The sequence below is a fragment of the Parasphingopyxis sp. CP4 genome, from assembly GCF_013378055.1.
Lineage (GTDB): Bacteria > Pseudomonadota > Alphaproteobacteria > Sphingomonadales > Sphingomonadaceae > Parasphingopyxis.
In genome coordinates this window covers 2,178,584-2,202,528 of record NZ_CP051130.1, presented here as the reverse complement: position 1 = coordinate 2,202,528, position 23,945 = coordinate 2,178,584, and the positions used below count along the sequence as shown (strand labels likewise).

27 protein-coding genes are annotated in these 23,945 nt (G+C 60.3%); 18 read left to right on the top strand and 9 right to left on the bottom strand.

What is annotated here, in order from left to right; all coding sequences use genetic code 11:
- Positions 1-65 precede the first annotated feature (65 nt).
- From gluQRS to egtD, 5 genes are all read left to right on the top strand, one after another.
- Positions 66-953: a tRNA glutamyl-Q(34) synthetase GluQRS gene (gluQRS, locus tag HFP51_RS10685; protein WP_176875706.1), complete on the top strand. Its 888-nt coding sequence runs from the start codon at positions 66-68 to the stop codon at positions 951-953.
- A gap of 66 nt (positions 954-1,019) precedes the next feature.
- Positions 1,020-1,241 (top strand): twin transmembrane helix small protein, encoded by a 222-nt coding sequence (locus tag HFP51_RS10680; RefSeq protein WP_176875705.1) that lies wholly within the window; start codon positions 1,020-1,022, stop codon positions 1,239-1,241.
- Positions 1,242-1,286: 45 nt separating this feature from the next.
- Positions 1,287-1,856: a cob(I)yrinic acid a,c-diamide adenosyltransferase gene (locus HFP51_RS10675; protein WP_176875704.1), complete on the top strand. Its 570-nt coding sequence runs from the start codon at positions 1,287-1,289 to the stop codon at positions 1,854-1,856.
- A gap of 203 nt (positions 1,857-2,059) precedes the next feature.
- Positions 2,060-3,331 carry an ergothioneine biosynthesis protein EgtB gene (gene egtB / locus HFP51_RS10670; RefSeq protein WP_176875703.1) on the top strand — a complete coding sequence of 424 codons (1,272 nt, stop codon included), beginning with the start codon at positions 2,060-2,062 and terminating at the stop codon, positions 3,329-3,331.
- Between the two features lies 1 nt (position 3,332).
- Positions 3,333-4,298 (top strand): L-histidine N(alpha)-methyltransferase, encoded by a 966-nt coding sequence (egtD, locus tag HFP51_RS10665; RefSeq protein WP_176875702.1) that lies wholly within the window; start codon positions 3,333-3,335, stop codon positions 4,296-4,298.
- Here egtD and HFP51_RS10660 read toward each other — a convergent pair.
- Complete coding sequence (locus HFP51_RS10660) at positions 4,295-5,329, bottom strand: DUF1176 domain-containing protein (protein ID WP_176875701.1); 1,035 nt, start codon at positions 5,327-5,329, stop codon at positions 4,295-4,297. The genes egtD and HFP51_RS10660 overlap by 4 nt on opposite strands.
- Positions 5,330-5,394: 65 nt before the next feature.
- On the opposite strand from HFP51_RS10660, the gene HFP51_RS10655 reads away from it, so the two are divergent.
- From HFP51_RS10655 to HFP51_RS10625, 7 genes are all read left to right on the top strand, one after another.
- Complete coding sequence (locus tag HFP51_RS10655; protein WP_176875700.1) at positions 5,395-6,264, top strand: 3-hydroxyacyl-CoA dehydrogenase NAD-binding domain-containing protein; 870 nt, start codon at positions 5,395-5,397, stop codon at positions 6,262-6,264.
- The gene (locus HFP51_RS10650; protein ID WP_255454641.1) at positions 6,261-6,878 is read left to right on the top strand and encodes a bifunctional 2-polyprenyl-6-hydroxyphenol methylase/3-demethylubiquinol 3-O-methyltransferase UbiG; all 618 of its coding nucleotides are present in this window, start codon (positions 6,261-6,263) and stop codon (positions 6,876-6,878) included. Before HFP51_RS10655 ends, HFP51_RS10650 begins: the two co-directional genes overlap by 4 nt.
- Positions 6,875-8,029 carry an epoxide hydrolase family protein gene (locus HFP51_RS10645; RefSeq protein ID WP_176875699.1) on the top strand — a complete coding sequence of 385 codons (1,155 nt, stop codon included), beginning with the start codon at positions 6,875-6,877 and terminating at the stop codon, positions 8,027-8,029. Before HFP51_RS10650 ends, HFP51_RS10645 begins: the two co-directional genes overlap by 4 nt.
- Before the next feature lie 46 nt (positions 8,030-8,075).
- A complete protein-coding gene (argB, locus tag HFP51_RS10640; protein WP_176875698.1) occupies positions 8,076-8,981 on the top strand; it encodes an acetylglutamate kinase in 906 nt (301 codons plus the stop codon).
- Positions 8,982-9,065: 84 nt separating this feature from the next.
- Complete coding sequence (locus HFP51_RS10635) at positions 9,066-9,362, top strand: YggT family protein (protein ID WP_176875697.1); 297 nt, start codon at positions 9,066-9,068, stop codon at positions 9,360-9,362.
- Between the two features lie 18 nt (positions 9,363-9,380).
- Positions 9,381-10,271: a bifunctional methylenetetrahydrofolate dehydrogenase/methenyltetrahydrofolate cyclohydrolase FolD gene (folD, locus tag HFP51_RS10630; protein ID WP_176875696.1), complete on the top strand. Its 891-nt coding sequence runs from the start codon at positions 9,381-9,383 to the stop codon at positions 10,269-10,271.
- Positions 10,268-10,909 carry a MarC family protein gene (locus HFP51_RS10625; protein ID WP_176875695.1) on the top strand — a complete coding sequence of 214 codons (642 nt, stop codon included), beginning with the start codon at positions 10,268-10,270 and terminating at the stop codon, positions 10,907-10,909. Before folD ends, HFP51_RS10625 begins: the two co-directional genes overlap by 4 nt.
- Here HFP51_RS10625 and HFP51_RS10620 read toward each other — a convergent pair.
- Positions 10,887-12,662 carry an AcrB/AcrD/AcrF family protein gene (locus HFP51_RS10620; protein WP_176875694.1) on the bottom strand — a complete coding sequence of 592 codons (1,776 nt, stop codon included), beginning with the start codon at positions 12,660-12,662 and terminating at the stop codon, positions 10,887-10,889. The genes HFP51_RS10625 and HFP51_RS10620 overlap by 23 nt on opposite strands.
- A 95-nt stretch (positions 12,663-12,757) precedes the next feature.
- Between HFP51_RS10620 and HFP51_RS10615 the strand changes: the two genes are divergently transcribed.
- Entirely contained in the window at positions 12,758-13,162 is a 405-nt protein-coding gene (locus HFP51_RS10615) for a GtrA family protein (protein WP_176875693.1), read from the top strand.
- 1 nt (position 13,163) lies between these two features.
- On the opposite strand, the gene HFP51_RS10610 is transcribed toward HFP51_RS10615, so the two are convergent.
- Positions 13,164-14,186 (bottom strand): glycosyltransferase family 2 protein, encoded by a 1,023-nt coding sequence (locus tag HFP51_RS10610; protein ID WP_176875692.1) that lies wholly within the window; start codon positions 14,184-14,186, stop codon positions 13,164-13,166.
- Between the two features lie 93 nt (positions 14,187-14,279).
- On the opposite strand from HFP51_RS10610, the gene HFP51_RS10605 reads away from it, so the two are divergent.
- Positions 14,280-16,190 carry a hypothetical protein gene (locus tag HFP51_RS10605; RefSeq protein WP_176875691.1) on the top strand — a complete coding sequence of 637 codons (1,911 nt, stop codon included), beginning with the start codon at positions 14,280-14,282 and terminating at the stop codon, positions 16,188-16,190.
- Here the strand turns inward: HFP51_RS10605 and HFP51_RS10600 are convergent.
- The 6 genes from HFP51_RS10600 to HFP51_RS10575 all read right to left on the bottom strand — a co-directional run bounded on the left by HFP51_RS10600 (position 16,119) and on the right by HFP51_RS10575 (position 20,630).
- Positions 16,119-17,015 carry a hypothetical protein gene (locus HFP51_RS10600; protein ID WP_176875690.1) on the bottom strand — a complete coding sequence of 299 codons (897 nt, stop codon included), beginning with the start codon at positions 17,013-17,015 and terminating at the stop codon, positions 16,119-16,121. The two genes, HFP51_RS10605 and HFP51_RS10600, sit on opposite strands and share 72 nt — an antisense overlap.
- Before the next feature lie 5 nt (positions 17,016-17,020).
- Positions 17,021-17,686, bottom strand: coding sequence for a class I SAM-dependent methyltransferase (locus tag HFP51_RS10595; RefSeq protein ID WP_176875689.1), 666 nt, complete (start codon positions 17,684-17,686; stop codon positions 17,021-17,023).
- A 127-nt stretch (positions 17,687-17,813) separates the two neighbouring features.
- Positions 17,814-18,524 carry an MIP/aquaporin family protein gene (locus HFP51_RS10590; RefSeq protein WP_255454640.1) on the bottom strand — a complete coding sequence of 237 codons (711 nt, stop codon included), beginning with the start codon at positions 18,522-18,524 and terminating at the stop codon, positions 17,814-17,816.
- A gap of 9 nt (positions 18,525-18,533) precedes the next feature.
- Positions 18,534-18,983, bottom strand: coding sequence for an ArsI/CadI family heavy metal resistance metalloenzyme (locus HFP51_RS10585; RefSeq protein ID WP_176875688.1), 450 nt, complete (start codon positions 18,981-18,983; stop codon positions 18,534-18,536).
- Complete coding sequence (locus tag HFP51_RS10580) at positions 18,980-19,321, bottom strand: helix-turn-helix transcriptional regulator (protein WP_176875687.1); 342 nt, start codon at positions 19,319-19,321, stop codon at positions 18,980-18,982. The genes HFP51_RS10585 and HFP51_RS10580 overlap by 4 nt, the downstream gene beginning before the upstream one ends.
- An 85-nt stretch (positions 19,322-19,406) precedes the next feature.
- Entirely contained in the window at positions 19,407-20,630 is a 1,224-nt protein-coding gene (locus HFP51_RS10575) for an argininosuccinate synthase (RefSeq protein ID WP_176875686.1), read from the bottom strand.
- A 92-nt stretch (positions 20,631-20,722) separates the two neighbouring features.
- Here HFP51_RS10575 and HFP51_RS10570 point away from each other — a divergent pair, with 92 nt between their 5' ends.
- The 4 genes from HFP51_RS10570 to HFP51_RS10555 all read left to right on the top strand — a co-directional run bounded on the left by HFP51_RS10570 (position 20,723) and on the right by HFP51_RS10555 (position 23,928).
- Entirely contained in the window at positions 20,723-21,145 is a 423-nt protein-coding gene (locus tag HFP51_RS10570; protein WP_176875685.1) for a DUF1801 domain-containing protein, read from the top strand.
- A 114-nt stretch (positions 21,146-21,259) separates the two neighbouring features.
- Positions 21,260-22,021 carry a hypothetical protein gene (locus tag HFP51_RS10565; protein ID WP_176875684.1) on the top strand — a complete coding sequence of 254 codons (762 nt, stop codon included), beginning with the start codon at positions 21,260-21,262 and terminating at the stop codon, positions 22,019-22,021.
- A gap of 133 nt (positions 22,022-22,154) precedes the next feature.
- Entirely contained in the window at positions 22,155-22,940 is a 786-nt protein-coding gene (locus HFP51_RS10560; RefSeq protein ID WP_176875683.1) for a hypothetical protein, read from the top strand.
- Between the two features lie 55 nt (positions 22,941-22,995).
- Positions 22,996-23,928 carry a cation diffusion facilitator family transporter gene (locus HFP51_RS10555; RefSeq protein WP_176875682.1) on the top strand — a complete coding sequence of 311 codons (933 nt, stop codon included), beginning with the start codon at positions 22,996-22,998 and terminating at the stop codon, positions 23,926-23,928.
- Positions 23,929-23,945 lie beyond the last annotated feature (17 nt).

Below are 23,945 nucleotides of genomic sequence, written 5' to 3'. Positions count from 1 at the left end.
CGTGACGGGATGATGACAACACCAGACGCGACTCGCGGTCAAGTAGCGACTTCAGGAATATGCGGATGACTGATGAACCGGCCCGCTCAATGATCACGCGGTTTGCCCCAAGTCCGACCGGCTTGCTGCATCTTGGCCATGGCTATTCGGCGCTGCGTGCTCATGATCTGGCTTGCGCGACCGACGGCCGTTTCCTGTTGCGTTTCGAGGATATCGATACCGGCCGGGTGCGCGCGGAATTTTATGATGCGATCGAGAAGGATCTGCACTGGCTCGGGATAGAATGGGCGGCTGAGCCGATGCGCCAGTCCGATCGGTTCGATGCCTATCGAGATGCGCTTGAAACGCTCAAGGCGCGGGGCCTTGTTTATCCCTGTTTCTGTACGCGCAAGGAGATCGCCGCCGAGATCGCGGCCAGTGCCAGCGCACCACAAGGGCCGGATGGGCCGCTCTATCCGGGAACGTGCCGGGCCTTGTCGGATGCTGAGCGAGAAGAGCGATTGGTGTCAGAGCCCCATGCCTGGCGGATCGATATGGCCAAAGCGGTATCGGTGGCGGGAGAGCCGCACTGGCGCGATGCTGGTGAGGGCGAGCAAGTGGCGACGCCGGAAATTCACGGCGATGTCGTGCTGGCGCGCAAGGACGTCCCGACCTCCTATCATCTCGCCGTGGTGGTCGACGATGCGGCGCAGGGCATCACCGATGTGGTGCGCGGCATGGATCTGTTCGCCGCAACTCATGTCCACCGGTTGTTACAACAGCTGCTCGATCTCCCGGTGCCGCGTTATCATCACCATCGGTTGATTACCGATGGTGCTGGCAAGCGCCTCGCCAAGCGCGACAATGCCCGATCGCTGGCCGCGCTGCGCAATGCCGGTGTGAGCGCTTCGGCGATCTGCGCTGCACTACGGTCTGATCCCCCCGATATCAGCGGGTTTGAGCCGAGCGACTGACCCTCTCGCTTACCCCGTTCCAAAGTTCAGGCTAGTATTGCGCGGCTGCGGGCCTACATTACGCGCATGCAGATATTCCTCACCATTCTTCTGGTCGCGGCAATGATCGCGACGGTCTTTTTCCTCATTCGCGGCATCGTCGCTTTTTTGCGTACGACCGAAGCGGATCTGATGGGCGATGGCCCGAACCAGTCGGGCCTCAAGCAGAATAAGGCGATGCAGGGTCGGATCGTGATGCAGGCCGCGGCCGTGCTGATCGTCGTCCTCCTGCTGTTGCTGTCGCGTTAGTAGCGGCGAACAGGCTTTGCCTCACATCGTGGAGGACTAACCCCGATGGTCAAGCTTACCAAGATTTACACGCGGACCGGCGATGCTGGGGAAACCGGGCTGGTCGATGGATCGCGCGTCTCCAAAGCCGATGCCCGAATGGCGGCAATTGGCGATGTCGACGAAGCCAATAGCGCAATCGGCGTCGCGCTGGCCGCCACGGTCGCGGAGCCGTGGCAGGGCATGCTCGCGCGGATCCAGAACGAGCTGTTCGATCTCGGCGCAGATCTGGCGACGCCCGGCGATGATTTTGAGCCCTCGGAGATGGCGTTGCGGGTGACAGCGGATCAGGTCGCGCGCCTTGAAGACGAAATTGACGAGATGAATGCGCAGCTCGAACCGCTGACCAGCTTCATCCTCCCGGGTGGCGCGCCGGCAGCCGCCGCGGTTATGCTGGCACGCGCAATTGTACGTCGGGCGGAGCGGATGGCGGTTGCGGCGGCTGCGGATACCGGCCTCAATCCGCAGGCCCTGGCCTATATCAATCGCCTCTCGGATCATTTGTTCGTAATGGCGCGGGCGATTAATGCGAATGAAAGCGGCGAAATATTGTGGAAACCGGGCGCTACGCGCTGAGGCCACCTTTCCTGCACACAATGTTCGTGTTATGTTCTACAGATTAGCGCATATTATCGCCACTAAGGTGCAAATTTTCGGCCAAGAAACGAAAACGGTTTCGGCGTAAGGCCAACGGGTATCAGAAAGCGTTCAGGCGCGAGAATTGCGGGAGCGTGTCAGTTGACGGTTGCCGCGCGAACAGGGATGAAAAGGGATTGATCATGGCGACGCGCGCTCCTTCCTCCCTTGCTGCCTCCAGCCTTGGCCAGCGCTTTGCCGATGTCCGCGCGCTGACCGAAGCGATGGCCGCGCCGCTCTCCGACGCCGATGCCAGTGTCCAGTCGATGGACGATGCGTCGCCGGCGAAATGGCATCTCGCCCATACAACCTGGTTTTTCGAAACCTTCATCCTGCGCGATCATGTGACGGGCTATGCCCTTTTCGACAGTAAATGGCCGTTCCTGTTCAACAGCTATTATGAAGCGGAGGGCGAGCGGCATGTTCGTGCCAGACGTGGCATGCTGACCCGGCCCAGCCTGGATGAGATCCGCACCTATCGCGCGCATGTCGATGAGGCACTGACTGCTGCCTTGCCGGACCTGGGCGCCGAGGTGGAAGCGCTGGTGGAGCTTGGCCTGCACCATGAGCAGCAGCATCAGGAATTGCTGCTCATGGATATCCAGCATCTATTTGCACAAAATCCGATCGAACCGGCGATGTTTTCTGCAACGCCGCTCGGCAATCCCGAGATACCTGGCGAACTGCAATGGATCGAAGGTCATCACGGCAAGGCCGAGATTGGTTGGGACGGGACCGGATTTGCCTTTGATTGCGAAGGACCGCGCCACAGCGTCTATCTCAATGGCCATGCCTTGGCGGATCGCCTGGTCACCAATGCCGAATGGATCGCGTTCATCGAGGATGGTGGATATGCGGACCCTAGCCAGTGGCTCTCCGATGGTTGGCGCTGGGTGCAGGAAGAAGCCATTGTCGCGCCCGAATATTGGCGCAAGCGCGATGACGGCCAATGGTATCGCTTTGGTCTTGCCGGTGCGCGGCCGATCGATCTCGCAGCCCCGGTTTGCCATGTCAGCTACTATGAAGCCGATGCCTTTGCGCGCTGGACCGGCTTTCGCTTGCCGACCGAGTCCGAATGGGAAGTGGCGGCTGCGTCGCTTGATTCGAGCGCTGGCAATCAGCTCGACCAGGCCGGCGATGTTCGTACCCAGCCAGTGCCCAGCGGCACGGGCCTCCGCCAGATGTTCGGTGATGTCTGGGAATGGACCGGCAGCGCCTATCAACCGCATCCCGGATTTCGCGCCGCCGAGGGCGCGGTCGGCGAATATAATGGCAAATTCATGGTCGGGCAGTATGTGCTGAAGGGTGCGAGCTGCGCCACACCGCGCGGCCATGGACGCGCCACATATCGCAACTTCTTCTATCCCCATATGCGCTGGCAATATGCCGGATTGCGCCTCGCCCGGGATCTCTAATATGGCTGATATCGAAAATGAAGCGGGCGTTGACCGCGCCTTTCGCCGGGATGTGCTTGCCGGATTCGAAAGCCGCCCCCGGGCCATTCCGGCGCGCTGGTTCTACGATCGCCGTGGCTCGGAACTGTTCGAGGATATCACCGATCTCCCCGAATATTACCCGACCCGGGTCGAGCGTTCGATACTCGATACGCGATCGAGCGATATTGCGGCGGCGGTTGGCCCCGGCAAGGCGGTCGTCGAGTTCGGCTCGGGTTCGTCGTCCAAGACGCCGCTCCTGCTCAACGCGATCCAGCCCGCTGCCTATGTGCCAATTGACATATCCGGTGATTTCCTGCGCGATTCCGCCAAGGCCTTGAGCGGTGATTTCCCCGGTCTCGATGTTCGGCCCGTCGAAGCGGATTTTACCCAGCCTGTGTCCTTGCCCGGTGAGATTGATGGTATTCCCAAGCTTGGCTTTTTCCCCGGCTCGACGATCGGCAATTTCATCCCGCCCTCGGCCGTCGATTTCCTGCGCGCGATGAAGGCGACGCTAGGTACCGGATCGCTACTGCTGATCGGCATGGATCGGATCAAGGATGAAGAAACGCTGGTTCGCGCCTATGATGATAGCGCAGGCGTAACCGCTGCATTCAATCTCAACCTGCTCGAGCGGATCAATCGGGAGCTGGATGGTGATATTCCGATCGCCGCGTTCCGGCACCGGGCTATCTGGAACGATATGCTCGCCCGGATCGAAATGCATATCGAAGCGCAAAGCGATGTGGGCTTCACCGTGGCCGGGCAGAGTTTTGCGATGGCCACAGGCGATACCATCCACACCGAAAACAGCCATAAATATGGCCCACGCGATGCGCGTATCCTGCTGCGTGCGGGTGGCTGGACGGTCACCGAAGAATGGACCGATCCGGAAGACCAGTTTGCGCTGCTATTGGCGGAAGCCCAGCCGAAACGCACCGCGCCCTAAGGGTTCACCCATCGGACATTGGCGCGATAGACGGTGATCCAATGGATGCTTCCGCGACAGCTGTTCATTTCGCGCCGTTCGATCAGCCGGAACATCGATCCATCCCAGACAAATTGTTCGGCTGTCCCGCAATCGCCAATCCCGCGCCCCTTGGCATAGGTGCTCAGTATCCCGCGATCCGGGTTCCAATGGGTATTGACGAGGAATGGCATCTCCGCCGTCTCGCCCCAGGCGAAGACATGATCAAACCGGGCCGGGGTCAATGCGCCGTCCCGCCGGACAAAGGCGATATCGCTGAAATTATAAGCGCCGCGGCTGCATCCGATCAGGATCAGGTCGGCGGCATCGGACAGGATTTCTGCGCGATTGGGGAGCGGATCCTCATAGCCATAATCGCATTCGATCGTCGGCCGGATGCTGGCCAGTTCAGCGTCTGACAGCGCGGTCGCGGTATCGCTCGACCGATCGGCGACGGGCATGGCGTCGACGACTGGTATCGCTGGCGGTTCGGGGATGGTCGAGGCCGCTTCATCGCCGACCATCGCCGAGGCGGTGACAGTTCCCGCCCGGCCTTGCCGATCCTCAATATAGAGCAGGGCTGCGCGCGAGCCGCTGAGCGATACCGATCCAAGCGAGCCGCCATCGCCATCGAACAGCTCAGCCGTCTCGCCAAAAGCGATGCGATAGAGAAGGTTTTGCACGATCTCCGGATCGAAATGATACAGCTCATCGCCTTCGGAGCGTGTGGCAATCGCTGCTTCTTCGCCATCGATATGGAGCGCGATGCGGTTGCCGGCCACTTCCTCCCATGCGCGTAGGCCGAGACGGTTATATCCGTTCGCTCCACCGCCCTGCCGGACGGTGATCGAGATGCCGTCGCCGATGCTCCAGTCTTCCGATGCCAGGGAAATGGCCTCGCATGCCCAGCCATTGTCGCAACCCACGGCCCAGTCGCCGAAATTGCGTTGTTCGCCGATGGGAGAAGGTGCGGCGGAGGCCGCCGCGATCAGCGCGAAAAATCCATAAGCCATGGTCTCGGTCTAGCCGAGCGCGGCCTTAGACGATAGTGACGCGGATCACAGTTGAAAGGAAAATCATGCAGTCAGTCGGTGTTATCGGAGCAGGGCAGATGGGCGCAGGCATCGCCCAGGTTTCGGCGCAGGCCGGCTATCATGTGTACCTTTCCGATGTCAGTCTGGAGGTCGCGGAAAAAGCACGCGATGTGATCGCGCACCAGCTGGCGCGGCTGGTTGAAAAGGAAAAACTCGAAGCCCAGGCGATGGAAGTTGCGATGGGCCGCATTGAGCCGGTTGGCGACCTTGCGCCGATGGCGACAGCGGGCCTGATCATCGAGGCCGCGACCGAACGCGAAGATATCAAACGCCAGATCTTCGAGCAGGTCGGCAAGATATTGGGCCATGACGCGATCCTCGCATCGAACACATCCTCCATCTCGATCACCCGGCTTGCCCAGGCATCGACTGATGCGGCGCGCTTTATCGGCGTCCATTTCTTCAATCCCGTCCCGCTGATGGGGTTGATCGAAGTCATTCGCGGGCTGGCGACATCCGATGATACTGTCGAGCGGGTCGAGAAATATGCCACTGCGCTCGGCAAGCGCACCGTGCACGCCAATGATGCGCCCGGCTTCATCGTCAATCGCGTCCTGCTGCCGATGCTCAACGAAGCCTGTTTTGCGCTGGGTGAGGGTGTGGCGAATATCGAGGATATCGACGCCGCCTGCCAGCTTGGCCTCAATCATCCAATGGGTCCGCTGACGCTTGCTGATTTTATCGGACTCGATACCTGTCTCCACATCACCAATGTGCTCTATGCAGGCACCGGCGATCCGAAATTCCGGGCGGCACCTCTGCTGGTCAAATATGTCGAAGCCGGCTGGCTCGGCCGCAAAACTGGGCGTGGTTTCTATGATTATTCGGGTGACCAACCCAAGCCGACCCGGTGACGTCCGGCCAAGATCCTGCGACGCGTGAATTCTACGCGGACAAATGGTCGGTGCTCGCCAATGTCGACAAGTCGATCGGGGTCACGCCGCAGCTGGAGGCCTTTCTCGCGGCCTTGCCCGCGGGCGGTTCGGTGCTGGAGCTTGGGTGCGGCGCCGGCCGGGATAGCAAGGCGATTATTGCGGCGGGCTTTGATCTTGATGCAACCGATGGCTGCCCCGAACTGGTTCCGCTGACACGTGCCCATATCGATCACCCGGTGCGCTTGATGCGGTTCGACGAGCTCGACGTCGATCGGCTTTATGACGGCGTCTGGGCCAGCGCTTGCCTCCTCCATGTGTTTCGGGCTGACCTGCCCGCAATCCTCGCGCGCATTCATCGGGCGTTGAAGCCCGGGGGCCGCTTTTTCGCCAGTTACAAGGCCGGTACAGCCGAAGGGCGGGACGATTATGGCCGCTATTTCAACTATCCCGATATCCCCTGGTTGCGCGCCGCCTATGCGCAGGCGGCGGATTGGGCGGCTTTTGATGTTGAGACCGGCCCGGGCCTCCAGCATGGTGGCAGTGAAATCGACTGGCACCGGGTGACGGTGATTCGCAGAGGAGAAGAGGCATGACGGCTGAGGTTCGGGATCTCACGATCGATATTGGCGAGGATGTGCTCTACGATCTCAAGGCGCGGCTGGCGCTCACCCGTTTTCCCGAGAAAGAAACCGTCGATGATTGGGACCAGGGTATTCCGCTCGCTTATGTCGAAGAACTCGTCGCCTATTGGCGGGACAGCTATGACTGGCGCCGCTGCGAGGTTGCGCTCAATGCCTATCCCAACCATCTGGTCGAGATAGACGGCGTTGATATCCATTGCCTCCATATCCGGTCGAATGAGGCTGGCGCGCGGCCGTTGTTGCTGACCCATGGCTGGCCGGGATCGGTGCTTGAATTCATGGATGTGATCGGGCCGCTAACCGATCCCGTCGCCCATGGCGGCACGGCAGACGATGCCTATCATCTCGTGATACCCTCGCTCCCTGGCTATGGATTTTCCGGCAAGCCCAAGGTGACCGGCTGGTCGATCGAAAAGATTGCCGAGACCTGGCATGAGCTGATGACCGCGCTGGGTTATGATGCCTGGTTTGCGCAAGGCGGGGACTGGGGTTCAATGGTCACCTCCGCAATTGGCGCGCAGGACAAGGGCGGGTGCAAGGGCATTCATGTCAACATGATCGTCGCCGCCCCGCCACCGGAAGTGATGCAGGACCCAACCGAGGAAGAGAAAGCGGCGATGGCGCGCCTCGCCCTCTATCGGGCCAAGGGCGCCGGCTATTCGATACAGCAAAGCACCAAGCCGCAAACCCTCGGCTATGGGCTCGCCGATTCTCCCTCCGGCCAGATGGCCTGGATTGTCGAGAAGTTCCATGACTGGTCCGATTGTGGCCCGGAAAATGGCGGCCATCCCGAAAATGTCTTCAGCCGCGATCATCTGCTCGACAATGTGATGCTCTATTGGCTCAACAATGCGGGTGCTTCGTCGGGACGGCTCTATTGGCACAGCTTCGCCCAGCCGAACCTCGAGCCCATCACCATGCCCAGCGGATGTAGCCTGTTCCCGCATGAAATCATGCGCGCCTCGCGGCGTTGGGCGGAGACCCGGTTCAAGAATATCGTCCATTTCAATAGCGTTGAACGCGGCGGGCATTTCGCGGCGATGGAGCGGCCCGAGGCCTTTGTTGATGAAGTGCGGGCCTGTTTCGCGCAAATGTCGCTCTGATCCGCGCGCTTTACTTTGCAGGCCAAGCGCCGTTAGGCAGTCCCGCATGACAGACGCCCACGCACCAGACCCGGCCCAGCTCACCAAGGCAGAGACCTTGGTCGAGGCGCTTCCCTATATGCAACGCTTCGCCGGGGCGACATTCGTGGTCAAATATGGCGGCCATGCCATGGGCGATGCCAAGGCCGCGCGCGAGTTCGCCGAAGATATCGTCCTCCTGAAGGCGGTCGGTATCAACCCGATCGTTGTCCATGGTGGCGGTCCGCAAATCGGCGCGATGCTCGAAAAGCTCGGTGTCGAAAGCGAATTTGTCGAAGGTTTGCGCGTCACCGATGATGAGACCGCGCGGATTGCCGAAATGGTTCTGTCGGGTGCGATTAACAAAGAGCTGGTGAGCTGGATCGACCAGGCGGGCGGTCGGGCGATTGGCATTTCCGGCAAAGATGGTGGTTTTGTACGGGCCGAGAAGGTCACGCGCACCGTTCGCGATCCGGAAAGCCTGATCGAACGGGTGGTTGATCTCGGTTTTGTCGGTGAGCCGGCGGTGGTCGATCGCAGCGTCATCGATACGATTTCGGATGCCGGCATGATCCCGGTGATTGCACCCGTCGGCGTCGATCGCGAAGGGCAAACCTATAATATCAACGCCGACACCATGGCTGGTGCGGTGGCGAGTGCGATGGATGCCGCGCGGCTGTTCCTGCTAACCGATGTTCCGGGCGTGCTCGACAAGTCGGGCGATCTTCTGACCGATCTGACGCCCAGTTCGATTGCCGATCTGCAGGCGGACGGCACAGTATCCGGCGGCATGATCCCCAAGCTCGAAACCTGCGTCAATGCAGTCGGTACCGGGGTCAGCGCTGCTGTCATTCTCGACGGGCGCGTGCCCCATGCAATGCTGCTTGAAATCTTCACCCGTCAGGGCGCGGGTACCATGATCCGCTCCAGCTGATTTACGGCCGCCGGTGGATCGGTGTGTTGAATCGGTAAGGCACAATCGCTAGATGCGATAGATCGCTCCCGAGGAGTATTGCTGATGGTTGCCGAACTGCTTGGCATTGTAATTTTGCTGATCAACATCATGATCTGGGTGATTATCGCCCAGGCGGTGTTCAGCTGGCTTGTCGCCTTCAATGTCATCAACACCTATAATGAGGGAATGCGCCAGTTTCTCTACCTGCTGCAGCGCATTACCGATCCGTTTTACAAGCCGGTTCGGGCGATCATGCCGGATTTCGGCGGGATCGATTTCTCACCGATTGTCGTAATCCTGCTTTTGCATCTGCTCGCGCGGTTCCTGATGAGCATGCAGCTCCAGGCTGTTGCCCTCTAGGGCGCGCAAGGAGGGGGCATGAGCGCAGAGATTATCGACGGCAAGGCATTTGCCGCGCAGCTGCGCGAACGGATTGCCGCGCATGTCGCCGATTTCGTCGCAGAGGCAGGGCGGAAGCCCGGCCTCGCTGTCATTCTGGTCGGCGATGATCCGGCAAGCCAGGTCTATGTTGGCTCGAAGGGCAAGGCAACGATCGCTGCCGGTATGGAAAGCTTCCAGCATGTCCTGCCATCCTCCACATCCCAAGCCGATCTGATTGCGTTAGTCGAACAGCTCAATAACGATGACGCTGTCGATGGTATTCTCGTCCAGCTGCCGCTTCCCGACGGTCTTGATGAAGCCGCGACGGTTGCGGCCATCGATCCAGCCAAGGACGTCGATGGTCTGACCGATGCCAATGTCGCCCGGCTGGCGAACAATGAAGACGGCCTTGTGCCCTGCACACCGCTCGGTTGCATGATGCTCTTGCATGATCGGATCGGCGATCTAACCGGCCTCGATGCGGTGGTGGTTGGGCGCTCGCAGCTTGTCGGCCGCCCGATGGCGCAATTGCTGGTCAATGCGAATTGCACGGTGACAGTCGCGCATAGCCGAACCCGCAACCTTCCCGATATTGTACGCAACGCCGATATCGTCGTGGCCGCGGTTGGCCGGGCCGAGATGGTCAAGGGCGATTGGCTCAAACGCGATACGGTTGTCATCGATGTCGGGATCAACCGGATGCCGCCAACCGAAGAGGGCAAGAAGGGCAAGCTCGTCGGCGATGTGGCATTTGCCGAAGCCGAGCATGTCAAAGCGATCACCCCGGTACCGGGCGGTGTCGGGCCGATGACGATCGCGGTATTGCTGCGCAACACGCTTGTCGCCGCTCGTGCTCGCGCGGGCCTTGCTCGTGTGGACGGGCTGTGATCGAGCTTTTCGTCTCTGCGTTGATCACCTTTTTCGTGATCATCGATCCACCAGGCAATGCGCCGATCTTTGCCAGCCTGACGACCGGAGCGACACCTCGACAACGGCGGGTGATGGCGATCCGCGCGATTGTCATTTCGTCGATCATCCTCGTATTTTTTGCGCTGCTTGGCGAAGAGTTGCTCGGTTCTCTGCACATCAGCCTAGATGCCTTCCGCATCGCTGGCGGTTTGATGCTCTTCGCGATCGCCTTTGAAATGGTCTTCGAAAAACGCACCCAGCGCCGCGAAGATCGCGCGCAGAAGATTATTGATACGCCGGAAATCGAAGATGTCTCGGCTTTCCCAATGGCCATGCCGATGATTGCCGGGCCTGGTACGATTGCGGCGGTCATGCTGCTGCAAGCGCGCAGTGAGGGACTGGAGGAATCGCTTGTTGTCCTCGCGGCGCTGGGCGTGATCTTGTTGCTGACCTTGGCAGCCTTGCTTGCGGCGGGCCCGCTCATGCGGCTTCTGGGTCAGCGGATCGAGGCGGTAATAACGCGCTTGCTGGGCGTGGTGTTGGCTGCTCTCGCCACCCAATTTGTGATCGACGGTCTCGTCGGCGCGTTCGGGATTACTCTACCCGGAACAGCATAAAGGGAGAATCGTCTGGCAGGCTGACCGGTTCGAGCCCGGCAGCCACATCTCCTGCGAGCAACCGCGCATAATTGCTGCCCGGATCGTCGCGGCCATAATGGACTTCTCCGGACATGCCCGGGCAGATCAGGATATAGCCGATATCATAGCGGGCGATGGTCTCGCGCAGGCGGTTTTCGTCGCCGCGCAAACCGTAGAATACATCCAGCATTGCCGCGCCGTTGCGGTGATAAGGGCCGGCGATACCGCGATGGCGGGTCATTACAATCAGTCGCGGTGCCATATCGATTGTTGTGAGGATTGTCGCATCGGGCAGGGCGCGGATCGGCGCATAGGCGCTTTCATCGGGGCAGCTGGGGCCCGTGCTTGCGCTTTCGTTTGGCGCTGCGTCGTTGTCGGCATCAGGGAAGGCGGCAATCGGCCCCATCGCCCAAAGGCCGGTTATCAAGAACAATGCGACGAACGTGCCGCCAACGCGCACCAGCATCTGTGAAGAGCGCCTCCAACGCGGGAGTAAGTAGAGCCCAAGCATTGCTGCACCGGGCACGGCGAGCAGCTGGGCTGCCGGGGCCGTGCGAACCTGCCAGAAGAGCAAGGTGAAGGCGACAAGCGCGAGCGCAGCCAGTGCAATGATAGGCGCAACCGGGCGTTTCTCGGATCTCGCGCCAACAATCGCGATCGCATAGCCAGCAAGGCCGCTGAGGGGCAGGGCCATGATCAGCAAGGCCCGGCGCCAGCCTTGGCGATATACGGGGCGGGCTTCCTGCACATTGTCGAGCCAGATAGATTGCAGTTCTGCACTGACGCCTTCGGGTCGGGCGAGGCAGTCAGGCCAGGCGAGTGCAAAGCCAAGGGCGATAATCGCACCGGCCACGCCGCCAGCACCGATGCGCGCGATCCAGCTGCGCAGCGGCAGGATGGCGAGGAGCACCAGAAACGCGCCAGCCCCGGCGACAACCGATAGCCAGACCGGCGAAAGCGCGTCGCACACCGGCAGGCGATTAAACTCCGACGCGAACAATGCAAATCCGATGGCAGCCCCGCCGCCCAGCGTGGCGCCATAGGCGGCCATGCGGCGCGATTGCGTGTCATCGCGGACCCAGAGCAGGGCGATGGCGGCACCGATAAGCGCCAGGAAGATCAGCATCTCCAGGCCGATGGCGAAGGACAGCGCGCTGGCAATGCCGGCCGTTGCGCCGCCACGGGCCGCCCTGGGGTCGACCAGCCCGGCAATCGCAATGGCGAGCAGCGCGAGCTGCCAGCCATGATGATCGATCCGTAGCGGCAGCCACATCGGCATCAATATGCTCGCGCAAAAGGTGATCAGCATGGCGATCGGCCATGCCAGGGGATTGACGGTCCGACGGACGATCAGGGCGATGGCGATGAGCCCGATGGCCAGCGGGATGAGCGGCGCAAGCGCAACCGCCCAGCGTTCACCGCTTGCCGCACCCAAAAGCGGCTCGAGCAGCAGGATCAATCCGGCAATCGGAAGGTCGGGCAGGCGTGACCAATGAATATTTGCGCCATCGGGAGGGGCGAGCCGATATTGGGTGAGGTCGAACCAGGCCTGTCCGCCAAGCAACGCGCGGACCTGAGCAAGCCGGAGATTATCGTCGGTATCGCCCAGCGCGAGGGCGGCAATATCCGGCATCCGGACGACCAGCATCACCGCCGAAATACCCAGCCAGATGGCAAGAACGCCGATCCACCACCGCCGGTTCAGCCAGTCATTATCCGAAAGATCGGTCACATTTCCCCCGTTTTCGCATCGTAGCGCCGCATAATCGGCCTGCTTATAGGGCAAGATTGAATAACCATCTTGCCTTATTGGCCATTGGCATGTTGATGAAAGCTGTGTTCGTATCTGATGACCTTCGCCGCCAGATTGTCCGCTATGCGATTAGCGGTGGCGGGCTGACGCTGTTTTATTCGGCGATTTACTGGATTGGGGCGGTGCCGGCCGGGATCGATCCGCTGATTGCCAATACGATCGCCTTTGTCACGACCGTGGCGCTTGGTTTCATCGTCCATTCTCGCTGGAGCTTTGAAGGCCATGGCCGCCGCGATCGTCCGGTGCGTTCCTGGATGTTGTTCCTGCTTGTCAATCTGGCTGGCTTCGCACTGAACAGCTTCTGGGTCTGGCTGATTACGGTGCATTGGGGGCTATCCGCCTCATTGCCGTTGATCCCGATAATCTTTGTGACGCCCTGGCTCAGCTTCTATCTGAACCGGCGCTGGACGTTCGGCTAGCTTAACTGACGCGGATCCGCTTGGCGCGCTCTGCCTGGCGTTCTGCATAGTGCGAACCGACGATCGTACTGATGTCATATTTGTCATCTTCGCGGATCGAGCGGGCAAGGATAAGTTCGGCAAGCAGGCCAATGCCAATCATCTGGCCGCCAGCGAGCACCAGCAGCATACCGAGGAACAGCAGCGGGCGATCACCGATCGGTCCGGCACCAACGGCCCAGAGTATGGTGAGATAGGTGAGGATCGCACCGCCGATCATACCGAGCAACAGGCCGCCGCCACCAAACAGGTGAAGCGGACGCGCGCCGTAACGGGTCGTCAGAGCAACGGTCATCAGATCGAGCGCGCCTTTGATCAGGCGGCTCCAGCCATATTTGGATTGGCCATGTTCGCGCGGGTGATGCTGGACCGGCAGTTCGGCCAGGCGATAGCCACGGGCATGGAGCAGGGCCGGAATGAAGCGATGCAGCTCACCATAGAGATTGGCCTCTTCAATCGCTTCCCGGCGATAGGCCTTGAAGCCACAATTATGATCCTGGATCTTCAGGCCGAAGACACGGTTCACGGTGGCATTGAACAGGCGAGACGGCATTGTCTTGCCGAGCGGATCGTGGCGGACTTCCTTCCAGCCGCAGACGACATCTGCGCCTGCTTCGATCTGTTCCAGGAAGCGCGGCAGTTCCGCCGGATCGTCCTGCAGGTCGGCATCCATGGTAATGAGCACCTTGCCGCTGGCATGTTTGAAACCGGCGGATAGCGCCGCAGCCTTGCCGAAATTCCGGCGAAAGCCGAGCAGCACGCAATAGGGCCGTTCTTCGGCGAGGCGTTTGGCCACATCCGGGCCAGCATCGCTGCTGCCATCGTCGACAAGAATGATCTCGAAACTCACCTGTTCGGCATCCAAAGACGTGGCGATCCGATCGCACAATGTCTCGATTGTTTCTTCTTCGTTGAAAAAGGGAACCACGATGGAAACATCTGGCCGTGCAGCCTCGACAAATACGTCCTGCGATTCAGCTTTCATTACATTGCCCTTCAACGATTATTCCGTTGGTTTGGGTGGTAAGCAGAGACTTTATAGATTTGGTTAACTCCGGCTGCTAAGCGCGCACCCAGGATGATCAGTTTTCTCGCCGCTTTGCTGACTATGTCGATCCTCAGCCTTCCGGGCTGGATCCTGGCTTTGCGCGGCCAAGCGAGCCTTGGTGTAGCCGCCGCAGCTGGGGTCGGTTCGATCTTTACCATTTTGCTGGTTTCGGCGCTGATTGGCGAAATCGTCGGGCCATTGCCCGCCTGGTCGATTATGGTGATTGGCGCGGTATTTTCGCTGGGCGTGTTGTTTATCGGCAAGGGCCCGGCCCATCTGCCGAAAATCGAATGGGTGCAGCTGATCTTTCCGCTGTTCTGCGCCGCTGTTGGTTTTGCCGCCTATAGCTTTGCCTTCCAGACCGGCGATGACCCGCTGATCTACCGATCCTGGTATAATGCCGACTGGTTCAAGCATCTCGGCCATGCCAATGCGGCCGCCAATTTCGGCTTCCCGGTGCCCGATATCTTCGCCGGGCTCGGACGGCTCCATTATTATTGGCTCTTCTATCTGCTGCCCGGTGCCAGCGCGTCGCTGCACGGCGATGTGCAGGGGGCAATGATCGCCACCAATGTGATCGTCATCTTCCTGTTCTGGTTATTGCTGCAGGAGCTGCTCAAATGCGCAGGGATCAGCAGCCGGCTCGCGGCGCTGCTCGCCTTTGTCGGCTGGGCGATCAATTCGATCTCGGCGATCGGGCTGGTCGCCAGCTACCAATTCGATTTCCGCCGCCTGCTGGATGAGCGCAGCATCGATCCGGGCATGTTGATGGAGGTGAACAGCTATATCCCGCAGCATGTAACGATGCTGTGCGGCCTGCTGGCATTCCTGATCCTCTTCCTGCGCGGTTCGGCCATTCGCTATCGCTATGTGCTGGTACTCGCGCCCGTGATTGCCGCCGGTGCCACCTCGACATTGCTCGGTGCATCGGTCGTCGCCATCTGCTGTTCGGTGCTGCTTTTCTTTGCGCCATACCCCCTACTTCGGCGTGCAGCTCTGGCGGTCGGCACCGGTCTTGCCGCGCTCGCTATTGTGTTCCTGCTTCAGGTGGTCCTGCCGGGCGCGGACCAGGGTTCGCTCGGCTCGCCCGTCTTTGAGAGTGGCAGCACGGCCGCGCCGATGGGGGAGCGACTAACGGCGCTGGCGATACGGCTGGTGGCAACACTCAGCCTAGCCTTGCCTTTGGGATTGATCGGCATTGCTCTGGGTTGGCGGCGCGATGACGCGGCCCAGGCGCGTTTTGCCCTGATCGGCGGGTTGATCTTTGCCATTGGCCTGGGTGCGACGGTCGCCGCGTCAATTTTGCTCGACGATGCGCGGCTTGCCGGGGAGATCGCGCTGCGCAGCAAATATCTGCTGGTGATCGGTTTGCTGGTCGGGATCGCCCTGCTTGTTGGCAGTCCGAAATCGGGCGGAAGCGAGCGCCGCTCGATCGGCCTTGCGATCGGTGTGATGGTGGTGCTCGCGCTTCCCACGGTCGTGCTCAACTTCTTCTGGCTCGGCTGGTCGGGTCCGCGCTATCAGCTCGAGATCCCGGGCGATGATATGGAAGCGCTTGTCTATTTGCGTACCCATGCCGAGCGCGATGCGCTGGTTCTCCAATATCCCGAACCGGTATCCTTTTTGATGGGCGGCCGCGATACCTGGGTGCCGATCTTTGCCGGGCGCGCCGTTCCCGGCTCCTATCGCAGCACGCGCTGGGCGGAATCAGAACCGATCGTTGCGTCGATGGAGAGTTTCTACGCAGGCCAAGCCGCTGCGGAGCCGGGTTCCGATATCGACTGGATCTATCTGTCGCGGACCTTGCATCCGGAAAGCTATGACGGATTGGCGGAGCGGCTGGACGTGGATGCCAGCTGGTCGCCGCGTTTAGTCTTGCCCGGCGCTAGCCTGTTCGCGCGGTCGGAGCTGGCCAGCGATGAGGGCAGCGAGAGCGAATAGCGCGTCTCCGCCGAGTGTTACGATCCGGGTGGCCGCGGCGAACAGCAATGCCGGCCCCGGTCCCATGATTGCCGATGTCGTCACCAACACACTGGCCTCGCGCACGCCGATACCGCCGGGCGCGCCGGGTGTGATGAAACCGATCAGCCAGGCCAGGAGGAACATGGCGGACGCATCGAAGGCAGTACGGGTCGAGGCGCCGAACACTATCGCGCATCCCGCCGCGATCAGCGCCAGGATGCCGAAAAAGAGTATCTGCGCGATCAAGGCGCCGAACAGCCGCGCGCGGATCGCCGGGGCGCGAATAGCGAGAAAGGCGACGCCGCCAATGACGATGGCCGCGAAGGCAGCCGTTACCAGTCCGGGCATCCGGTCAAAACCGAACGCCTGGTCAAGAACCAGGAAGATGGCGAGTGCGGCGACGAGATGGAGAATGATCTCAGCGGCCGAGGCCTTGGCGATATCGCGCTGGCGCCAACCATAGCGCGCGCCAAGCGTCTGGCGCGATGCGTATTGGAACACCGAGCCGGGCAGATATTTGGGGAAGACGGACAGGCCATAGACGATAAACGCAGGCAGGAAATTCCGCTCACCCTCGGCGTTGGCCAAGGTCAACCACCAGGCCAGCGCCAGGAGGCCGAGCGCCGCGCCGTAAAGCGCTGCCATACCGCTGAGCATGACTGCGCCTTGACCATCGACCGACGCCATGAGCCCGGCCAGGTCCGCCTCGATCGCCGCCCGGACTAGAAAGGCCAAAGATGCGGCCAGCAGCACGATGCCCGCTGCCCGGATTACCGAGCGCGGAATCGCCAGGTTAAACGGCATTTGCATTAATTGAGTGCGGCCGGTCGCCGCAAGATGCTGCTATTGTCGGGATAGGGCACGCAATAGGAGCGGCCCAGATGGCGGGTTTCTTCAAGTCCGCTCGTTTCGATTGCACCGCGATAGCGCTGGCGTCCGGAATCGTCGAACAGGATCACGCCGTCCGGTTTCAGATGGCTGATCGCTGCTTCAAGACAGGCGGTCCGCAACCGGCCGTCAACGACGATCATATCGAACGTACCGCCGGCTTCAGCAATGGCTTGCGTATAAGTGGGGCCGTCTTCGCTATCGAGCGGGCGATAATCAATCCGGCAATGCGGGAAATCGCCCAGCAGCTCGACAAGCCCGCTGCGCCATTCTTCGTCATGCTCGACGGAGATCAGTTCGCCGCACCGGCGGGCCAGCCAAGCGCTGCTTGCACCGCTGCCATATTCGAAAACGCGTGCCTTGGGGCGATCGGCCAGAAATGCTTCGATCTCGTCGGTGGCCGCGACATTCCACCAGGGGATGTCGAGGCGGATCATGCGATCGAGTTGATAGATGGCCGTCAGGCTTGCGACCCAGCGCTGGAAATCCGAACCGCTTTCGGCGGCGCGGTCGAAATAGCTGGCCACGAACGGCATATCCATCGATTTTCGAGCAGCCGCGACATAGGCCGATTTCAAAACGCTCATTTCTTACCCCTATCAAGCCCCAAAAAGCTGCGCATGGCGGCATCGGAACGGTTCGCATCATCCACCTGTCGAGAGGTGAAGGAATAGGATTAAAAGATGGTTAATCAGGCGGCAGGAAAATCGCGGGTCAGGCCCGTATTTTAGCGCTGTCTGGCGAAGTTTGCTGGCTGAAAAGCCAACCGCCCAGTCCAGCAGCGATCAGCGCGCCGAAAATCTGCGCGATGAGGAAAGGACCAATGTCCGCCGGGGCAATGCCAGCAAATGTGTCAGACAGGCCCCGGGCGATCGTGATTGCGGGGTTCGCAAAGCTGGTCGAGCTGGTGAACCAATAGCCGGCTGAAATGTAGAGGCCGACGGCCGGTGCGACCCAGGTCGGGCGGTATCGGACGGCACCCAGGATCGTCATCAACAGGCCGAAGGTCGCAATCGCCTCGCCCGCCCATTGCCCGGTCCCGGTGCGCGCCTTGGTCGAGAATTGCAGGATATCGAGATCGAACATCAGATGCGCGGCCCAGACGCCGATAATCCCGCCGACAAGCTGGGCGAGCACATAGAGGATTGCATCGCGGACGGATAACTCGCGGCGGACAAGGAAGACCAGGGTCACCGCCGGATTGAAATGCGCTCCCGATAGCGGCGCGAAGATCAGGATGATGACGAACAGGATCGCGCCGGTTGCCAGCGTATTGCCGAGCAGGGCAATCGCGACATTTCCGCCGGACAGCGTCTCGCCCATGATCCCGGAGCCGATCACGACACAGAAGAGGAAAAAGGAGCCCACCGCTTCAGCGGCAAGCCGCCGAGCCAGGTCCGGCTCGGCGGTCATCTCGTCAGCCATGAGTTTTCCCTAGCAGCAGCCGCAATGCGCCGCAGGGCGCTTGGGTGATTCAAGATTGGCGACTTCTTCCGCGGATGGGCCGCTACCATAAAAGGTGGCTTCGCCATGGGTCAGGAAAGTCTCCCAGACCACACCGTCCGGATCGCTGATCCAGCTTTTCTCGGATTCAGCATAGCAGCAGGTTGTTTCGCCCTCTTCGAGGACCGGGCGTCCGGCTTTTTCGAGGCGCGCGTAAACTTCAGCCAGCTCGTCGGCGTTCTCGGCCTGGATACCGAGATGGCTGATCCCGTCATTCGCATTGCTGCCTGCCGAGATGGCAAAATTGATGCGCGGATCTTCGAGCATCCACTTGGCATAATCATCCTTGGTGACGCTCGGTGCGGCGTCGAACAGGGCGGAATAGAAATTGATCGAACTGTCGAGATTATCGACCCCGACATGGATATGGAGACGTTTCATGAGGCCATCCTTTCAAGTGTGTCGGACAATTCGGTGACACAGCCTTTTCCGCCGCAGCAATTTTCCATCAGATAGCCGACCAGCCGGTTCATCGCGGCATAGTCCGCCCCATAGATCAGCGAGCGCCCTTCCCGGGTGCGGCTGACAAGGCCCGATCGTTCGAGATGGGCGAGATGGAAAGAGAGTGAGGAGTTGGGGATATCGAGCCGCTCGGCAATATCGCCTGCCGCCAGTCCCGCATCACCCGCCTGAACGAGCAGACGGAATATGGCGAGCCGATGGTCCTGGGCCAAAGAGCCAAGGGCAGACACGGCCTGGGGAGTGGAATAGGCAGTCATTGCTTTGTCCTTCGATTCGATAATTCTAGAAATATCGAAATATAAGGCAGGCGTCAAGCGGGATGAGAAGGCTCCAATTTTTTACTTACTGCTCGCGGCGGCCGAGCAGGCGCAGGCGCAGGGCGTTGAGCTTGATAAAGCCTTCGGCATCGCGCTGGTCATAGGCGCCCGCATCATCCTCAAACGTCACCACATCCTGGCTGTAGAGGTTAAACGCGACATCCGCCTTGCGGCCAACCACATTCACCGAGCCCTTATAGAGCTTGAGTCGAACAGTGCCGGTCACATCGGCCTGGCTGTGATCGATTGCCGCTTGCAGCATCTCCCGCTCGGGCGTGAACCACAGGCCATTATAAATGAGCTCAGCATAGCGCGGCATCAACTCGTCCTTGAGGTGCATGGCACCGCGATCAAGCGTTAGCTGTTCGATACCGCGATGCGCCTCGAGCAGGATCGTGCCGCCCGGAGTCTCATACATGCCGCGCGATTTCATGCCGACAAAACGGTTCTCCACCAGATCGAGCCGACCAATGCCGTGCGTCTTGCCGAGCGAATTGAGCTTGGTGAGCAGCGCTGCAGGAGACAGCGTCTCGCTGTCAATGGCCACGGGATCGCCATGCTCGAAATCCATTTCGATATATTGCGGCGTATCCGGCGCATCTTCCGGGTTATCGGTGCGCGAATAGACATAGTCCGGCGTTTCCACCCAGGGATCTTCGAGCACCTTGCCCTCTGACGAGGTGTGCAGGAGATTGGCATCGGTGGAAAAGGGCGCTTCGCCGCGCTTGTCCTTGGACACCGGAATCTGGTGCGCTTCGGCAAATTCGATCAGCTTGGTCCGGCTGGTCAGATCCCATTCGCGCCACGGTGCGATCACCTTGATATCCGGGTCGAGCGCATAATAGCCAAGCTCGAAACGGACCTGGTCGTTACCCTTGCCGGTTGCACCATGAGCGACGGCGTCGGCGCCGACCTGATGGGCGATCTCGATCTGGCGCTTGGAGATGAGCGGCCGGGCGATCGAGGTGCCGAGAAGATAGAGGCCTTCATACACCGCATTGGCGCGGAACATCGGGAAGACATAATCGCGGACAAATTCTTCGCGCAGATCGTCAATGAAGATATGCTCATCCTTGACGCCGGCCATTTGTGCCTTGCCGCGTACCGGTTCCAGCTCTTCGCCCTGGCCAAGATCGGCGGTGAAGGTAACAACTTCGCAGCCATATTCGACCTGAAGCCATTTCAGGATAACACTGGTGTCCAGGCCGCCAGAATAGGCCAGTACGACCTTGTTGATTTTCTCGCCCATCGGCATGCTTCCCGTAATTCGCTATAGTCAGACCGACGCGCCTATGCGTTGCGCGGGATTCGCGCAACACCAATGGTAGGGGAGGATTGCAAATGGCGGAGAATAAAACCAAGCCGACAGAGCGGGACCCTGCCGATTTCATCGCGGCCGTGGAGCCGGAATGGAAGCGCGAAGATGCCGAAACTGTCTGCGCAATGATGAAGCGACTGTCGGGCGAAAAACCCAAAATGTGGGGCGGCTCGATCGTCGGCTTCGGCCAATATCATTATAAATATGCCAGCGGACGGGAAGGCGATTCGCTGCTAACCGGTTTCAGTCCGCGCAAGTCGGCGTTGACGCTCTACGTTATGGGTGGCTTTGAATCGCGGCCGGATCTGATGGAGCGCCTTGGCAAATATAAGACCGGCAAATCCTGCCTCTATGTGAAGCGGCTCAGCGATATCGATATGGAAGTGCTTGAGGAGCTGATCGTCGCCGATATCGATTATATGCGTGCGACATACGACACGACGTGAGATTCGAGCGATAAAATTTCGCGGCGTTAAACAGACATACAGGGATTGATGCCTATATCACCTGCATAGAGAATTTAGCGCGCTCAGAATTGGCGCCTATGCAGGAGTGACTTGGTGGACCGTTCGATCGCTATTGGCTTGGTATCCTTTGCTGTGACGGCATCCGTTTTGGCCATCCCTTCGATCGCCGATGCGCGCGAAGGTCGGGCAGGTGCGGAGCCCATGACCCGCACGGCCGTTGAGACCCGGGTTGCCGAACGCTTTGCAGCGGCGGACGCAGATTCCAGCGGAGGTGTGACCCGGGAAGAAGCTGCCGCTCATCGCGATGTGCGTCGGGCCGAACGGCAGGACAGCCGCTTCGCGCGGATGGATGGTGACGGCGATGGCGTGATCACGATTGCGGAGCGCGATGCCGCACGAGCTGAGCGCATGCAGCGTCGAGGCATAAGGCGCAGCGATATGATCGCCGAGGTAAGCGACATGCGTGGCCGCCTGACGGCCGAAGAACTCGCTGACCTTGGGCCGAATGCAGAACTTGCCGAACCGCCAGCGCGTGATGAACGACGCGCCGAGCACCGCGCCGCCCATATGGAGCGTCGCAATCAGGCCTGGACGGCAGCCGATACCGATAATGATGGTGCGCTGAGCCGCGCCGAATTCGACACTCTTCATGCAGGCCGCACCCATCACAGGGGTCAACGCCACACAGGCCGTTTCGATCGGATGGATGCTGACAATAATGGCGAGATCAGTCTTGCCGAAATGTCGGAACGGGCGATGGCCCGCTTTGATCGTGCCGATGCCGATGGTGACGGAACGGTCACCGCCGAAGAGCGACGCGCGATGCGCCATGCGCGGCATTCCAGACGCCGCTAAACAGTTCCCGCTCCCATAGCGGATAGGAAGGGCCGGAGCAGCAATGCGCCGGCTCTTTTCGTCGAACGACCTTGTACGGCCGATAAAAAGACATTAGTCGTAATTTTGATTTTCGGGTCGGGAGAATTATGGAATGCGGGACGGATATGGGCGGGTGGCGTTCGCAATGGCGGCGGCTTTTCTGATGGCTACCGGGTGTGGAGAGGCGCCTGAAACCGAACCGGGCCTCACCGCCGATGAAGTGATTGCGCGCCATGTGGAAGCTGTCGGCGGTGCTGACGCAATCGATGCGCTCGAGAATATCCGAATTCGTCCCGAAGTCATTGAGCCCGAGTTCACGATTGTCGGTGATTATCGCGCGACGCGGAACGGCCGCATGCGCGTTGATATCTATATCGGCAGTGAACGCGTGTTCAGCGAAGGGATTGATGCCGATGGCGGCTGGCAGCAGGCCGGAACGGATGCCGAATTTGTCGAGACTACGCCGATAGCCCGGGCTGCGCTGGCGCATGGTGTCGAGTTCAACCTGTTCGGGCTCCATGATCTTGAAGCACGCGGCCATCGCGCATCGCTGTTCGGGCGCGAGGATATCGATGGCGTGAATTATTATGTCATCCATCTCGCGATGGAGGACGGGTTCGAACGCTATTTCTTCGTCAATCCCGATAGCTGGATGGTCGAACGCTATCGTGAGACAAGCGCGCTCCACCCCGATATCGATGACGAGGAGCGCCCGGCAGAAACTATCCAGAGCAATTTCCAGGAGGTCTGCGGTGTGGTGCGGCCGTTCGACACGCAAAAAATCGATCGTGAGACGGGCGAAGAGATCCAGCGGACCCGGGCACTGTCGGTCGATTGCAACCTTGATCCGGATGTCCTGAACATAGGCCGCAATGAACCCGCCACGCCGCCGAGCTGAAGATAGCCCGGCAATGCGCTAGTATTACAGGGCAATCTGCGATTAAGTATCGGCCATGGGAGCGGGCCATTCGCATCATGGCCATGATCACGGGCATGATCATGGATTGGGGCATAGCCATGCCCCGGCTGATTTCGGCCGGGCTTTTGCGATCGGTATCGCGCTCAACACCGTCTATATCATCGTTGAGGCCGGCTATGGTTTTGCCATCGGATCGATGGCGCTGCTCGCTGATGCCGGCCATAATCTGTCCGACGTGCTGGGCCTCATCATTGCCTGGACCGGGGCAACGCTCGCCAAACGCCCACCAAGCAAGCGCTACACATTCGGGTTTCGCGGGTCTTCGATCCTTGCTGCGCTGTTTAATGCCGTGTTGCTCCTCGTTGCGGTTGGGCTGATCGCGCTCGAGGCTATCCAGCGCATCGTTTATCCCGCACCGGTCGCGGGCGGCACGATTATCGTCGTCGCAGCGATTGGCATCGTGATCAACGGCGCGACCGCCATGCTCTTCGCCCGGGGGCGCAAGGGCGACATCAATATTCGCGGGGCTTATCTGCACATGGCGGCTGATGCGGCGGTGTCGGCAGGCGTGGTGATTGCTGGCGCGATGATCCTGTGGACCGGCCAGAGCTGGATCGATCCGGTCACCAGTCTCGTTATCGGTTTCGTTATCCTGCTCAGCACGTGGGGGCTGCTTACCGCTGCGATCAAGATGTCGCTCGCCGCTGTTCCCGAACATATCGATCCCGATGCTGTGCGCGGCGCGCTCGAAGAGCTGGACGGCGTGAACCATGTCCATCACCTCCACATCTGGAATATGAGCACGACCGAAACCGCGCTGACCGCCCATATCGTGATGCCGGACGGCCATCCGGGCGATGCGTTTCTCGCGCGCGTACAGGCGAGCCTTGAGGCGCGTTTTCATATCGGCCATTCGACGATCCAGATCGAGCGCGGCGATGGGTCTGGCGATTGTGAAGATTGCTGAGCGCGAACTGCGCCAAG